This is a genomic window from Peribacillus sp. Hz7 (genome assembly GCF_042136355.1).
GTDB classification, from domain to species: Bacteria; Bacillota; Bacilli; order Bacillales; family DSM-1321; genus Peribacillus; species Peribacillus asahii_A.
On record NZ_JBHHJV010000018.1, the window covers coordinates 51,937 to 66,304 of the forward strand.

Annotated in this window: 19 protein-coding genes and 1 rRNA gene; 13 read left to right on the top strand and 7 right to left on the bottom strand. The window is 39.0% G+C overall.

Going from position 1 to position 14,368, the window contains the following annotated elements; translation table 11 throughout:
• Nucleotides 1–10: 10 nt before the first annotated feature.
• From truA to rpsI, 3 genes are all read left to right on the top strand, one after another.
• Entirely contained in the window at nt 11–757 is a 747-nt protein-coding gene (gene truA, locus ACE199_RS18745) for a tRNA pseudouridine(38-40) synthase TruA (protein WP_375351119.1), read from the top strand.
• Between the two features lie 216 nt (nt 758–973).
• Nucleotides 974–1,411 carry a 50S ribosomal protein L13 gene (rplM, locus tag ACE199_RS18750; RefSeq protein ID WP_252292558.1) on the top strand — a complete coding sequence of 146 codons (438 nt, stop codon included), beginning with the start codon at nt 974–976 and terminating at the stop codon, nt 1,409–1,411.
• A gap of 20 nt (nt 1,412–1,431) precedes the next feature.
• The gene (gene rpsI / locus ACE199_RS18755) at nt 1,432–1,824 is read left to right on the top strand and encodes a 30S ribosomal protein S9 (protein ID WP_119118237.1); all 393 of its coding nucleotides are present in this window, start codon (nt 1,432–1,434) and stop codon (nt 1,822–1,824) included.
• A gap of 555 nt (nt 1,825–2,379) precedes the next feature.
• Here rpsI and ACE199_RS18760 read toward each other — a convergent pair.
• The 5 genes from ACE199_RS18760 to ACE199_RS18780 are packed head-to-tail and all read right to left on the bottom strand — an operon-like array spanning nt 2,380 to nt 7,053.
• Complete coding sequence (locus tag ACE199_RS18760) at nt 2,380–2,517, bottom strand: hypothetical protein (protein WP_375351120.1); 138 nt, start codon at nt 2,515–2,517, stop codon at nt 2,380–2,382.
• Between the two features lie 26 nt (nt 2,518–2,543).
• Nucleotides 2,544–2,753: a heavy-metal-associated domain-containing protein gene (locus ACE199_RS18765; RefSeq protein WP_375351121.1), complete on the bottom strand. Its 210-nt coding sequence runs from the start codon at nt 2,751–2,753 to the stop codon at nt 2,544–2,546.
• 16 nt (nt 2,754–2,769) lie between these two features.
• Nucleotides 2,770–3,267, bottom strand: a complete 498-nt coding sequence (locus tag ACE199_RS18770) for a helical membrane plugin domain-containing protein (RefSeq protein WP_375351122.1) — start codon at nt 3,265–3,267, stop codon at nt 2,770–2,772.
• Nucleotides 3,242–6,223, bottom strand: a complete 2,982-nt coding sequence (gene fdhF, locus ACE199_RS18775) for a formate dehydrogenase subunit alpha (protein WP_375351123.1) — start codon at nt 6,221–6,223, stop codon at nt 3,242–3,244. The genes ACE199_RS18770 and fdhF overlap by 26 nt, the downstream gene beginning before the upstream one ends.
• A gap of 35 nt (nt 6,224–6,258) precedes the next feature.
• Nucleotides 6,259–7,053, bottom strand: a complete 795-nt coding sequence (locus ACE199_RS18780) for a formate/nitrite transporter family protein (RefSeq protein ID WP_375351124.1) — start codon at nt 7,051–7,053, stop codon at nt 6,259–6,261.
• Nucleotides 7,054–7,158: 105 nt separating this feature from the next.
• Here ACE199_RS18780 and ACE199_RS18785 point away from each other — a divergent pair, with 105 nt between their 5' ends.
• The 7 genes from ACE199_RS18785 to ACE199_RS18815 all read left to right on the top strand — a co-directional run bounded on the left by ACE199_RS18785 (nt 7,159) and on the right by ACE199_RS18815 (nt 11,303).
• Nucleotides 7,159–7,377 (top strand): PCI domain-containing protein, encoded by a 219-nt coding sequence (locus ACE199_RS18785; protein WP_119118243.1) that lies wholly within the window; start codon nt 7,159–7,161, stop codon nt 7,375–7,377.
• Nucleotides 7,378–7,617: 240 nt separating this feature from the next.
• Nucleotides 7,618–7,743 (top strand): hypothetical protein, encoded by a 126-nt coding sequence (locus tag ACE199_RS18790; protein ID WP_375351125.1) that lies wholly within the window; start codon nt 7,618–7,620, stop codon nt 7,741–7,743.
• Nucleotides 7,725–7,880, top strand: a complete 156-nt coding sequence (locus ACE199_RS18795) for an aldehyde dehydrogenase family protein (RefSeq protein ID WP_375351133.1) — start codon at nt 7,725–7,727, stop codon at nt 7,878–7,880. The genes ACE199_RS18790 and ACE199_RS18795 overlap by 19 nt, the downstream gene beginning before the upstream one ends.
• Nucleotides 7,881–8,106: 226 nt before the next feature.
• Nucleotides 8,107–8,691: a hypothetical protein gene (locus ACE199_RS18800; RefSeq protein ID WP_375351126.1), complete on the top strand. Its 585-nt coding sequence runs from the start codon at nt 8,107–8,109 to the stop codon at nt 8,689–8,691.
• A gap of 226 nt (nt 8,692–8,917) precedes the next feature.
• Nucleotides 8,918–9,343 carry a DUF2521 family protein gene (locus tag ACE199_RS18805; protein WP_375351127.1) on the top strand — a complete coding sequence of 142 codons (426 nt, stop codon included), beginning with the start codon at nt 8,918–8,920 and terminating at the stop codon, nt 9,341–9,343.
• 72 nt (nt 9,344–9,415) lie between these two features.
• Entirely contained in the window at nt 9,416–10,138 is a 723-nt protein-coding gene (cwlD, locus tag ACE199_RS18810; protein WP_375351128.1) for an N-acetylmuramoyl-L-alanine amidase CwlD, read from the top strand.
• Nucleotides 10,139–10,250: 112 nt separating this feature from the next.
• Nucleotides 10,251–11,303, top strand: coding sequence for an Mrp/NBP35 family ATP-binding protein (locus ACE199_RS18815; RefSeq protein ID WP_375351129.1), 1,053 nt, complete (start codon nt 10,251–10,253; stop codon nt 11,301–11,303).
• A 109-nt stretch (nt 11,304–11,412) separates the two neighbouring features.
• Here ACE199_RS18815 and gerD read toward each other — a convergent pair whose 3' ends face one another.
• A complete protein-coding gene (gene gerD, locus ACE199_RS18820) occupies nt 11,413–12,003 on the bottom strand; it encodes a spore germination lipoprotein GerD (protein ID WP_375351130.1) in 591 nt (196 codons plus the stop codon).
• A gap of 139 nt (nt 12,004–12,142) precedes the next feature.
• Here gerD and ACE199_RS18825 point away from each other — a divergent pair, with 139 nt between their 5' ends.
• Complete coding sequence (locus tag ACE199_RS18825) at nt 12,143–12,814, top strand: KinB-signaling pathway activation protein (protein WP_375351131.1); 672 nt, start codon at nt 12,143–12,145, stop codon at nt 12,812–12,814.
• 68 nt (nt 12,815–12,882) lie between these two features.
• Here the strand turns inward: ACE199_RS18825 and pdaB are convergent, their stop codons facing one another.
• Complete coding sequence (gene pdaB / locus ACE199_RS18830; protein ID WP_127758690.1) at nt 12,883–13,638, bottom strand: polysaccharide deacetylase family sporulation protein PdaB; 756 nt, start codon at nt 13,636–13,638, stop codon at nt 12,883–12,885.
• A gap of 136 nt (nt 13,639–13,774) precedes the next feature.
• Between pdaB and ACE199_RS18835 the strand changes: the two genes are divergently transcribed.
• Together ACE199_RS18835 and ACE199_RS18840 are read left to right on the top strand one after the other, a co-directional pair.
• Nucleotides 13,775–14,017, top strand: coding sequence for a hypothetical protein (locus ACE199_RS18835; protein ID WP_127758691.1), 243 nt, complete (start codon nt 13,775–13,777; stop codon nt 14,015–14,017).
• A gap of 244 nt (nt 14,018–14,261) precedes the next feature.
• Nucleotides 14,262–14,368: ribosomal RNA gene (locus tag ACE199_RS18840) — 16S ribosomal RNA — on the top strand; the annotation flags it as partial.

The window sequence follows — 14,368 nt, forward strand, 5'->3', positions numbered from 1 at the left end:
GGGAAAAATAATGCCAAGATATAAATGTATTATTTCGTATGATGGTACAGCGTTTGCAGGATATCAGGTGCAGCCGGAAAAACGAACGGTTCAAAGTGAGCTTGAGGCTGCACTTGGGAAAATGCATAAGGGTACCCATGTAAAAGTAACGGCATCAGGAAGAACAGATGCTGGGGTGCACGCCAAGGGGCAGGTTATTCACTTTGACTCTACGAATGCTTTGCCTGCTGAAAATTGGCAGAAGGCGCTCAATGCCTTATTACCGGGCGATATCGTCGTATTAGCGGTTGAGCAGGTCGCTGATGACTTTCATGCACGATTTAATCCAATCGGCAAGGAATACCGTTATAGGGTGGAACGCAGTCCGCTGCGTGATCCATTTCAACGTCACTATGCGTATCATTATCCACATCCATTGGATTTGGAGGCAATGAGAGAAGCTGCTTCATATCTAGTAGGTACCCATGATTTTACGAGTTTTTGTGCCTCGAATACGAGTGTTGTCGATAAAGTTCGAACGATTCATGAGATTGAAGTGAAGGAGCAAGGCGATTCGCTGGTGTTTCGCTTTTTCGGCACGGGATTTTTATATAATATGGTTCGAATTCTTGTTGGCACATTGCTTGAGGTCGGAAGCGGCAAGAAGAAGGCGACTGATTTGCCGCACATTTTAGCCAAGTGTGATCGTCAGGCTGCGGGGAAGACAGCACCAGGTCATGGGCTATATTTATGGGAAGTATACTATCCCGAAAATTAATTTTTTTTCCTAATTTTGATGATTTCTTCTAGAAATGGCTTCATAAAGGGATTTGTTATTCACCAAGACAACTAGCCCTGGTGTAACATTCGCTTGACAAGGCTTATGGAAGAGTTTAATATAATATGGTATGTATTTTAATCCCGCGATAAGCCCCGGAAGTTTATTGTGATGAAGATAAATATTAAAAATTTAACTGTTTTTAGGAGGATAACCATGCGTACGACATTTATGGCGAAAGCTAACGAAGTGGAACGTAAATGGTATGTGATCGATGCTGAAGGTCAAACTTTAGGTCGTCTAGCTGCAGAAGTAGCTTCCATTCTACGTGGTAAACACAAACCAACATTTACACCAAACGTTGATACTGGTGATCATGTAATTCTAATCAATGTAGAAAAAATCGAATTGACTGGTAAAAAATTAACTGACAAAATTTATTACCGTCACAGTATGCACCCAGGCGGTCTTAAAACAAGAACTGCTCTTGAGATGCGTACAAACTACCCAGAGAAAATGCTTGAATTAGCAATCAAAGGTATGCTTCCAAAGAATTCTCTTGGTCGTCAACAATTCAAAAAATTACACGTATACGCTGGTCCAGAGCACAAACATGCTGCTCAACAACCAGAAGTATATGAATTACGCGGATAATTATTAAGGAGGTTACTATCTTGGCACAAGTTCAATATTATGGTACTGGTCGCCGTAAGAGCTCAGTTGCTCGTGTACGTTTAGTACCAGGCGAAGGTCGCATCGTAATCAACGGTCGTGACATTAATGAATACATCCCATTCGCAGCACTACGTTTAGTTGTTAACCAACCACTAGTTGCTACTGAAACTACTGGAAGCTACGACGTTCTTGTAAACGTTAGTGGTGGAGGATACACTGGTCAAGCTGGCGCAATCCGTCACGGTATCGCTCGTGCATTGCTTCAAGTAGATCCAGAATTCCGTCCAGCTCTTAAATCTGCTGGATTATTAACACGTGACCCACGTATGAAAGAACGTAAAAAATACGGTCTTAAAGGTGCACGTCGTGCTCCTCAGTTCTCAAAACGTTAATTTTACGTTTCAAGGCTCTCAAGCTTTTGGCTTGGGGGTCTTTTTTATGCTTTTAAAATGCTTATGAAGAAACGTATAGCTATATATCAATTTAGATGTTCTATACTCAGCTCTTTTAATATATTTGTTGCGTGTGCTAGATATACATCTAGAGGATTAATTTGTTTTGTGCAGGAATTGAAAAAAGGGAGGAGGGCGTTTGGTAGCTTCTAAGTGCGATGACATCCATATAAAAGTAAAATAGGGCACTAGGAATCATCAAGCGTTTCCGCTATATCACAAAATACAAACAGGCTGATTCAATAAAAAGTTGAACCAGCCTGTCTATAAGTCCTGTTAGATGATTTCTAGTCTATACCCATTTTAATGTCTTATTACCGCTAAAACTTAAGTAGGAAGCTCTACCTGTTTCGCTAGACGTAATGTCAGTTCATCAGGGGTGATTTGATAGTATCATCTTACAGCCGATTTTCGTTGAAATACGTCTGCTGAATACGAGTAACCGGTGTTCATGTTTTCCAACCTCAGTTGAGAGATTGAATGTAAGAAGCGATATTATGAGAAGTTGTCGAATGTATGCCATTTCCGGTCTTCTCGGCAACTTTCACAGACATGAAGGCTAACGGACTCCATTGCTATCTCTTCTTTATTCTCGATTTCTTCTTTTGAACCGCATACTTCACACATTTTCATAGGTGCTCCTCCTTATCAAGAAAACGTTAATGAGTGATGTTAAATCCTAACTCCTTAATGGCTTGTTCAAAATCTTGTTGTGCGGCCATCCTCTCGTCATATGTGAAGATGGCTTGTTTCTTAGAAAGTTTGATTTCAGCCTTACTTATTCCCCATACATCCTCGATAGCTTGAAGAACCTTATCGGCATCTTGCTGGTTAACCATGTTTTGAACTGTTACAATACTGGTTTCCAAGATAATCATCCTTCCTTTATGAATTGCCTCGCTTGTTCCGTAAAAGCGCTTCTCCCATTCCATCCATAAAATCAAACATCGTTGTCATGGCTATGCGTATTTCGGGGCTGCCAAGTCTCTTTCTTAATTTCCAAAGACTTTGTTTTTCAGCATCTTGTTCAGTGTTAGAAAGATTCTTGACCCCGTGGCCGAATCCATCTAGAAGAGTGTTCAGCTGTTCTGGCTGCAATGACCCTAAAAAGGAAAAAGCACTCATTCCGTTTTTGATAACATTGTGCATAGAAGGCTGGTTAATTTGTTGAATAGCAATTGCCCCAATTTCTGTTCTCTGCTCAATCATAGAAGTGACAGCTTCCAAAACCTTTGTCTCATGCAGACCTTTTATGATGCTAATGGTTTGTAAAATGGCTTCTTTATTAGCGGCCAGTTCCTGAATGATTTCAGAAACCGCCTGTGACTGCTCGAGCTCTTGATTGGGTACCTCTTTTTTAATTTGCGTGATTGCTTTCGCCATATTCGTCCCCCCTTAATTGAATGAGTTCTGGGATTGAAGTGAAATCTGAACGTCTCCATTTATCTTCTACTCTGACGCTTAGCTGCGGTACTCTATTTCCAAAGCGATGATTATGTCTCGGCAATGGAGATTCGCCTTTTGGTTCAATCACTTCCATTTTCACACCTGCTTCTTTATAGGCAGGAGTATGGGTGATTGTATCGTGATAACTGCTTGTCAATCTGTTTACTGCTTCTGTATCTTCCCTCGTATTCATAGTCAAGTAAAGTTCGTTTCCTTTTACTCGATCTGTGACGATCACTCTTACTTGAACTTGTCCATATGGAGAAGTGAGTTCAACTAAAGTACCATCTTCTAAGTTCCGTTCTTTTGCGAGTTCTAATGAAACCTCTAACCAAGGATGTGGAACCTTATGTGTTAAGCCTTCAGATCGATAGGTCATGTTTCCTTCATGGAAATGTTCTAGTAAACGGCCGTTGTTTAAATGTAGATCAAATTCTTCTCCTGCTACAAATGGCGGCGTCCATTCAACAGGTACTAATCTTGCTTTGCCATCAGGTAGTGCGAAGCGGTTTTTATATAAAAGTGGAGTGCTTGTTCCATCTTTTAATACTGGCCAAACTTGACTATTCCATTCCTCCAAACGTTCATAGCTGACACCGGCAAACAATGGGGCAAGACTTGCTGCCTCAGCCATTATTTCGCTAGGGTGTTTATAATTCCAGTTGGCTCCAAAACGGTTGGCTACTTCCTGGAAGATTTCCCAGTCAGGCTTTGAATCACCTAGCGGCTCAAAGACCTTATGAAAGCGCTGAATTCTTCGCTCAGTGTTAGTAAACGTTCCGTCCTTTTCAAGACTTGGTGCTGCAGGTAATACTACATCAGCAAACTGAGCTGTTTTGCTAAAGAAAACATCTTGTACAACAAAAAACTCTAATCGTTCAAATGCCGCATTAACATGATTGGAATTTGCATCAACAAGAGACATATCTTCACCAAATAAGTAAAGGGCTTTGAGTTTTCCTTTATCCATTCCTTCTACCATATGGTGATTATCCATACCTGGTTCTTCAGGAAGCTTCACACCCCAAGCCGTTTCATAACGCTCTCGTACTTCTTTGTCTTGAACAGGTTCATAACCAGGCATCCAAGCTGGCATCGTTCCAAAATCACATGCTCCTTGTACATTGTTATGTCCTCTTAATGGGTAGGCACCCGTACCAGTACGGCCATAGTTTCCTGTAATCAGGAGTAAATTAGAGATCGCTGTGCTTGTATCTGTAGCACCTTTATGCTGTGTGACACCCATTGCCCATAGAATGCAAGCGGATTTCGCTTCATGAATCATCGTAGCTAGTTTAATTAATTCATCTTCTGTTAATCCTGTTTTCTCTGCGGCGTAAGGTAACGTATATTTTTCAAGACTTGCAACGTATGAATCAAAACCGTTCACCCGATTTTTTAAAAATTCTTTATCTTCCCAGCCTTGATCAAGAATGTACTTCGTCACTGCAGAAAGCCAAATTAAATCCGTGCTTGGTTTTGGATGAACAAGGAAATCAGCTCGTTGCGCTAATTCATGCTCCCTTAAGTCTGCGACAATTAATTTCTGTCCATGCAATTTATGAGCACGTTTGATACGAGTAGCTAACACAGGGTGAGATTCTGCTGGGTTGGCCCCAACCACAATAATGAGCTCAGAAGTCATAATATCTTCAATTGTTCCCGAGTCTCCGCCTAAACCAACTGTTCTCATTAGTCCAGTCGTGGCTGGAGATTGGCAATATCTTGAGCAATTATCCACGTTATTTGTGCCCATTACTGCCCGGGCAAATTTTTGGAATAAGTAATTTTCCTCGTTAGAACATTTGGAAGACGCAATATATCCAATTGAATCAGAACCGTATGTTTCTTTAATAGTCCCTAGCTTCTCAGCAACTAGATTAAGCGCTTCTTCCCATGTTGATTCAACAAACTCATCTCCGTTTCTAATAAGAGGTTTTGTGAGGCGTTCTTCGCTATTAACGAAATCCCAGCCCCATTTTCCTTTTACACAGGTGGAAACACCATTAACTGGGGCTTCGGCATGGGTTTGAATTTTTAAAATTTCACGGTCCTTTGTCCAAACCTCAAAGCTGCAGCCGACACCGCAATAGGTACAAACGGTTTTGGTGCGTTTGATTCTTGCTTTTCTCATAGCAGATTCTACTTCTGATACAGCGAAAATCTCTCTATAGCCTGGCTCTACTTCTTTTGTTAAATCAATCATCGGTGCTAAAATTTTAGGGGGAATATTAGTTAAATAGCCTGCGTTGCCCAACATTGCTTTTTCCATGAGGGCATTACAAGGACATACGCTCACACAATGCCCGCATGATACGCAGGAAGATTGGTCGATCGGGACATCGTTATCCCAAATGACACGAGGGGCTTCTCTGCTCCAATCAATCGTTAGTGTTTCATTTACTTGTAAATCTTGACAAGCTTCAACACATCGGCCGCACAAAATACATTGATCTGGCTCATAGCGATAAAATGGATGAGAATTATCTGGAGGATAGGGCTTTGCTTTAAACGGATATTTTTGATGTTCCACTTCCATAAGTTCCACTGTATTATGGATCGTACAATTTCCGTTGTTGTTATCACAAACTGTGCAGTATAGTTCATGATTTTTTAAAATACGGTCTATCGCTTCATGTTGTGCCTCCTGTACTAATGGTGAAAGGCTATCCACTACCATTCCATCTACTGCTTTTGTTGTACAGGAACGAACAAGCTCTCCACCGACATTTACATAACATGTATCACATGTTTGAATGGTCCCCAAGCTTGGGTGATAACAAATGCTTGGTATAAACACATCTTGTTCTTTAGCTACATCTAAAATAGACTGACCTGGTTTTGCTTTGAGTGTTTTTCCGTTAATTTCTATTGAGAAAGTTGACTCTTCCAAGTTGTTTCCTCCTTTTTCAGCTATGTATCTACTGTTTAGGTTTTACTTAGCGTTTCATCTTTTAGATCATTGTTATAAGCTATCCAATAGGCAAGGGATACAAAGATGCTTCCTCCCACGGCATTTCCTAAAAAGACCGGAATAAAGTTTCTTAGAAAGTCCATCCAGCTAAAGTGACCCGCAAATATAGCAGCTGGAATGATAAACATATTGGCTACTACGTGCTGAAATCCAATAGCGACAAATGCCATAATCGGAAACCAAATTGCTAGAATTTTTCCGCTCATTTCTTCCGAACCATAGGATAACCAGACAGCGAGACCTACTAACCAATTACAGCCGATTGCTGAATAAAAGGATTGCCAAAATCCTTCGTTTAATTTCCCTTCGGCAAATGCAATGGTTTTAATGAGAAAAGGTCCTTCACTTATAAGACCTGCTAAGTGGCCAAAAACGTAAGCGATAAAAACAGCTCCTACAAAATTGCTAATGGTAATCCAAAACCAGTTATAAATGAGCTTACCTACTGATACTTTTCTTGCAATACATGCCATGGAGACTGCCATCATATTGCCTGTTAATAGCTCTCCTCCTGCTAATAGGATTAGAATGAGTCCTAGAGGGAACACTGCCGCACCTAAAAAAGAACCAAATGTTCCCCAGCTTTCCGGAAGATTAGCTGTTACACGAATATCTAAAAGATATCCTAGTGAAATAAACGCTCCCCCTAGAAATCCTAATATAAGCATATTTTTAAAAGGGAGATTTGCTTTTTTCGTTCCGGCTTCCATAGCTATTTTTGCTATATAGTTCGGTTTTAGAAACCCCATGTCTATACCTCCAATTTGGTTCATGTATTAATATTTACCATGGTGGGAAATTTATTAAAGACTTTATAATTTTTCGTTACGCTGGAATAGAAAGGGGGTCTTATTTTGGAAAAGGAAAATTTATATCAGCATGTTCGATCTATGATCGTTTCATCGACGCATCAACCAAAATATATGTCTATTTCCCCTGTAAAAGTGGCCGATTTATTTGGTATTTCTACGGTTGAAGTTGAACATGCATTACAGGAATTTGTAGAGGAAGGTCGTTTGAAAACTTCAAAACTAGAAGGGCCTCCAAACTGTGACATATATTTATTACCTTAACTAGTAAGGTAGGGGATATAAGGTTTGAGGGGATGTAGTCGACGATTGAAGGACTGCCAAATCGGTAGTCCTTTTGTGTTGGTGTAATACGTTGATGCTCCATTTTGTTACTAGTTAATAGAAACCAAGGGATGAGGATTTTTTGATAAGAAACGTATAAAAGGATTTTAAATGTATGTTCAATAAGGAAAAAACTACGCTTGTATGACAAATTAATTTATTTACAAAGGAAGTGGGCATTTGGAAAAATTTGAACAATTTAATAAAAGCTTTATAGATGGAGAATGGACAGAAGGGAAGACCGGTAGAACGGTTGAAGATAGAGGGATCCATACGATCAATCGCTTATTACAACGTTTAGTTTAGCAAGTTTAGATCAACTTCATAAAGCGTTTGAAACAGCAAAAGAAGCTCAGAAGGAATGGGGGAAAACAAAGCCTGAAGAAAGACTTGAAATTTTAAAAAAAGCGGGCGGTCTTTCATGTTTTGTGGAGTCCTATTAACCTCACTGATAAAAATAGGTGGTACCAGCTTTATAGGTTGAGTACCACCTATTTTTATCTTATAGAACCTAATTATGTCAAAATGTATGAACGTTTCTTATGGGCATTCATACCCTATAGTGGAGAAAGGTGAGTTAGGTTATCGATTCAGAGCAAATCGTTTGTATTGCGATTGTAAGTAAGTGGTGTGTTACCATTTCTTTTCGCTGAAGAAGGTGGTTAAACGTTGAGCGAGTGGAAACAAGAAGAATTCTTTGATAGCCTTCCTCCTCAGTTCGGTGATAAGCTCGACCTGTTTGGTGCAATGGTTGTTTCATTGGGGAATATTATTACGGTTACTGGCATTATGTTAGGACTAGAAGAAGTAGAAGAAATAGAAGAAGAGATAGGTGAAGATGGAGAAATATTAAACCAAGGAATCCAAAGAAGATCCGCAGCTAATGGTAATTCAAAAGCTAATGGTAATTCAAAAGCCAATGGTAATTCAAAAGCCAATGGTAATTCAAAGGCAAATGGTAATTCGGAATCGGAGTTAGATCTTGTGATTGCCTTTGCTTTAATAGGTGCGATACTTATCACTATTGGGGATCTTATATCTGCCGCTGGGGTAGCGATTGAAATAGAACATGCTATATTTGAAGAAGAACGAGTCAAACAACAGCAAATTGAGCAAGACAAACTGATAAAAGATATGCAAAACGAAATCAATACATTGAAAAGAGAAATGAAATCATTGCTAAGAACAACCAGCGCTCTAGAAAAAGAGGTCGTGTTTTTACAGAGAGCCGTTTATGTAAGTTATTTAAAGTGATTGGAAGAACCGGAATGGATAGAGGATAAAAAAGGAAAGGCTTAGCTTCTTTCTTTTTTATTTTGCCTATTGAAATAGCTATTCAAGCGATGGGTGACATGCTGAATCCTTAACGAGAGAGGGGTGGGACGATTTTAGCTACTTTGCCAACTATTGATAAGCATGTGTCTGAAACGGAAGTAAAAACTATTCTTATCCCCAATCTTGGGGAATGGGGGTGAAATTTGTGAATGTAATTATGGATTTACAGGAGCGGCAGAGAGAGAAGCAGATTAAGTATGAGCGGAGAATCCTTCGAGAGCTATCGCTTGAACAGGTCAAAACGCGTTTTGTACAGTACTTTGATAAAGGCTACATAGATGTGGTGGAGGAAGGGTGCTTAGATATCGCCATAGAAGCCTTTTTACTGGGAGCACATTATAGCAAATTTGGCTATTATGGAGAGTCTGAAGAAGAGGTAAGGGCACGGTGCTTTCAAGAGAAGAAGCATTTGGTTGATACGCTGTTTCATTTTATTCGATATTGGGGCAAGATTGGCTCAAATGAGAATTTCGAAGAGGGGCTCTATTATCGCTGTGAAGGATATGTAGAGGCCTGGTGGAAGGATGGGTTTAAAACAGGGGAAAAGCGTCATAAAATGAAGCTGCACTGAAGCTAGAATTTGTTCTAATTCCGTAGTTCGTCCCATATTTTTAATGTATAGGGGCAAATGGAAGGAGAGCAAATGAAAAGGAAGCTAAAGTATTGGGGATTTGCGTTAGGTATAGTTATTCTTTTTCTAATTGTGACAGTCAAGTTTGTGGAAGATGATTCATGGAATGCTTGGAATTTACCCTTATCTGGAAAAGTAGTTGTGCTAGATGCAGGTCATGGCGGTATGGATGGGGGAGCGAATATAGGCAATGTAATGGAAAAAGATATTGCCCTAAACGTAACGTTAAAACTACGAGATTATTTGCAAGAACAGGGTGCATTAGTCATTTTGACAAGGAAAGATGACTCGGATTTAGCAGCAGAAGACACGAAAGGGATTTATCTTCGTAAAAGTGAGGATTTACGCAAGCGAGTCGAGCTAATTAATGAATCGGAAGCGGACTTATTTCTCAGTATTCATTTAAATGCTTTCCCCTCAAAAAGCTCGAAAGGGGCACAGACTTTTTACACTAAGCGTTATGAAGAAAATGAACAGTTGGCAAAATTCATTCAGGCAGAAATTATTCGAAACTTGGAGAACACATCCCGCTATGCTAAAACAATTAACCGAGTCTATTTAATGGACTACGCTAAGAAGCCAGGAGCACTTGTTGAGATTGGTTTTTTGTCAAATGCTGAAGAGAGGGAACGCTTAGTGAAAGAGGAGTACCAAGAGCAAATTGCAGCTTCTGTTTATAAAGGAGTACTACGTTATTTAACTGAGAAAAAGATAACGGAAAAAGAAGAGCCTTAAGGTGTGAAAAGGCTCTTTTTCTTGTTTTGAGTTTTGGCAATTAAGTATTTATTCTGTAGTATGTTATACTACTATTGGTAAAAGAAAACAACTTACGAAGGGGTGCTCGAACTTGTTAACAGAAGAGAAAGTACTGGATATATTAAAGGGGTTAAATGACCCTTTTCTTCATAAAAGCTTAGTAGAAACAAATGGTGTATTAGAAATTAAAATAAAGCCTGAAAAAAATCACGTAAGTGTGAAGTTGGCTATTGCGAAAACAGGTACATCTGAGCAAATGCAATTACAAATGCAAGTGGTTGAGCTATTGAAAGAGGCTGGAGCAGAATCTGTAGGTATTCGATTCACTGAACTTTCTGAAGAAGAGCTAGCGAAACACCGTGAAAGTATGCCGGAAGAAGATATGGGCTTATTATCTCCAAATAGTAAGACGAAATTTATTGCCATTGCGAGCGGAAAAGGCGGCGTTGGTAAATCCACTATTTCGGTGAACTTTGCGACAGCGCTAGCGCGTTTAGGGAAAAAAGTAGGGTTAGTCGATGCAGATATTTATGGGTTTAGTGTACCGGATATGATGGGTATTACGAAACGACCAGTTGTACGCGGAGAAAAGATTATTCCTGTGGAACGTTTTGGTGTACAAGTTATCTCTATGGGCTTCTTTGTAGAAGATAATGCTCCGATTATTTGGAGAGGACCGATGCTTGGGAAAATGCTAAATAGCTTCTTCCAAGAAGTAGAGTGGGATAATTTAGATTATTTAGTATTAGATTTACCACCAGGCACAGGGGACGTTGCTTTAGATGTTCATACGATGCTTCCAGCTTGTAAAGAAATTATTGTTACAACTCCACATCCAACAGCTGCATTTGTTGCAGCACGTGCGGGAGCTATGGCAATTAAAACGGAACATGAAGTAATCGGTGTTATTGAAAACATGTCGTTCTTTGAAAGTAAGGTGACAGGAGAGAGAGAATATGTTTTCGGAAAAGGCGGTGGAGAGAAACTAGCAGAAGAGCTTCGTACAGAAGTGCTGGGCCAGTTACCTCTACAGCAGCCTGATTGGAATGAAGAAGATTTTGCTCCATCGATTTATGCGGCGGATCATCGAATCGGAAAGATTTTTGAAGATATCGCGACAAAAGTTGTTAATAAACTGCAATAAGAAAAGAGGAGTTTTTATAGCACAGTTGGAATAATTGTGTTTATTCTCCAAGTATAATAAAAAAGGGCTGTCCTAATAGTCAGTAAATGACTTATAGGACAAGCCTTTTTTATTTTGATTCTTCGTCGCCACCGCCATCCTCTTCTTTTTTCTGCTTCTCAACGGCTTCTGTGGCAGCTTTCTTAATGGCTTCTTCAACTTTTGCCTTCACGAGCGGGCTTTCCCCTGTTTCAACAATGAGCTCTTTATAAACTTTCCGCATCTCATTTCCCTTGAGGATATTGGTGATTTCCTTTTGAATATCAGGTTCCTTCATTGTATCGGTTAATAATGTGCGATAGGCTGGATCTTTGGCAAGTTCTTTTAACACTTTCTTATGTTCAGACCGTAAAGCTTTAGCATAAGCCTTTGTAAACTCATTATCTTCAAATGCTTTTTTCCAAAATTCTTTTCCTTTATCGGAAGTGAGGGTACTTTCAATCGCCTTTGTTACGGTGTCATTATTCATAATAATTTCATTTTTCATGCTTTCGTCTTTGAGTACTTCCTGTAACGCCTTTTTTCCGTCATCTGTTTTTAAAATATCGACAACCATTTTCTTCGTTTCTTCATAGTCGACTTTTTCATTCGTACCTTCTTGATTACAGCCTGTACAAATGATGAAAAGCGAAATCAACAAAAAAGCGACTCCATTTTTCATCGGCAGTGCCCCTTTCAGTTTTCTTACTTTTAATATGATTAAATCAATCAATTTTATGCACAGTCGCCATTATATTAGATTTTCAGAAAATGAATTGATACAATTAAATAGAAAATATAGTAAAAATTGGAGGTGTGTTATGAACAGTCGTAATGTAGTTCGCTTATTTATGACAACGTTGCTTGTTGGCGGCTTTACAGGTGCACTTGCTGGATTTATTGTTCGATGGGATGAATTCCAAAGCTATTTTACTTCTTTTCAAATAGTCTCCATTTTTTCGACCTTTATCTGGCTGTTTGGGGTCGGTTTAATTTTTAGTGTCATTAGTCAAGCTGGTTTCTTTGCTTATCTGACAATTCATCGATTTGGTCTTGGGATCTTTAAAAGTGTTTCCTTATGGAATGCGGTGCAGGTTTTATTACTTCTCTTTGTGCTGGGGGATTTTGTTTATTTACGCTATACGAATTTTGAATCGGGTGAAGGGTTAGCTCCATACATATTATTAGCCCTATTTTTATTAGGAGCGGGCTTAATCGTTGCCTATTTCAAAATGAAACAAACGAATAAACAGGCCTTTATTCCAGCGTTATTTTTTATGGTGGTCGCAACGATTATTGAATGGACGCCTGTTTTGAAGGGGAATGATGAGGCTTGGCTTTATTTTATGCTATTTCCTTTATTATTTTGCAATGCGTATCAACTATTGATTTTAAATAAACTAATTAATCGTTCACAGCAGGAGTTGGCTAGTAAACGAACCGTGGTAAAAGTAGATAAAAAAATGAAAAACGTAGTAAAGGGTCAAAGTTAGCAGCAGACTTTGACCCTTTGTTTGACGCGTATTAACGGGAGGAAAACGTTCACTTCATGAGTCTCACGTCATTGAATTTCCTCACTTTGAGCGGAAGAGTTAGAAATCATTTCAGATACTGTGACAAGGGTTAAATTGCGCTGGCGCAGCTCATCCAAAATGATAGGAAGGGCTTTGTTCGTCTGTTTTGCAGCATCAGAAGCATGGAGAAGAATAATATCTCCTTTATGTGCTTTCTTCGTGACGTTTTTCACGATTTGGTCAACTCCAGGATTTGTCCAGTCTTTTGAGTCTACGCTCCAATGGACAACCGTTAATCCGAATCGCTCGCTAATTTTTAATAGGCGTTTATCAAAATGACCAGTAGGTGCGCGAAGCAGTTCGATATTTTTGACATTCATTTTTGTAAACACTTCTTGTGCCTTGGAAATATCACGTATAATTTCTTCGTCCTCTAAATCGGAGTAATCTTTATAATTGTAACCAAGCAATCCGATTTCATATCCTTCTTTTACAATTTGGTTTACTAAGTCTGGATGACGTTCTGCCCATGACCCCGAGAGAAAAAAAGTAGCAGATTGAATATTTTCTTCTTTTAGTGTTTCAAGAATGGGTCCCGCCTTTTCATCCCCCCAACCGATATTAAAGGTAATTGCAATATTTTTTTCCCCTTTATATACCGCTTTTGGTCCATCTTCAGTAGAAAATACAGGAGTATGCAAGCTGTTTTGTAAAAAAAGAAATAAAGCTGAACATAAGGCCATAACTAGAATAAAAGAATATTGTTTGAGGTTCTTTGCATTTAATACAACAAAAAATTTCAATCGATATCACCTCGTCCCAAGCTCTTACTTCCAAGCTTATTCGTTGTTTCAAGAGATATGCACAAATTATCTTGCAGCTGGATTATAAAATCCTGACAAATAGGATAAGATGCTTTGATAAAGGTGAGGTGAGGGTATGATTGGGTTAATGATAAATGAGATAGAACAAAAAGAATTAGAATATGTCATTAAAAGAGAGCTTGATGAAATTTTATTTGATTTACAAGATGACAGACTCGATCATTTAGTGAAGCGGGCAATGAATGAGAGATATAAAATTCTATTTAATTTATTTAAGCGATTTGCTTCAGAACATGAATGTCTGATATATACGAGAAGTACGCCAATGAATAAAAAGAAAGGTAATAAAGAAACATAATTTTTTTAAAAGAAACCATTGACGAATTATTTTCAGGCTGGTATATTATAAAAGTCGCTGTTACAGCAAAGTACTTTTTAAGAAAAAATTAAAAAGTTGTTGACACAGACGATTGGTTTTGGTAAGATAATAAAGTCGCTAAAAACGACATGATTGCTCTTTGAAAACTGAACAAAACAAAGCGCCAACGTTAATTTTTAAGTGAGCACACACTATAAAAAGTGCAATATGAGCAAGTCAAATTCTATCGGAGAGTTTGATCCTGGCTCAGGACGAACGCTGGCGGCGTGCCTAATACATGCAAGTCGAGCGAATCAATGGGAGCTTGCTCCCTGAGATTAGCGGCGGACG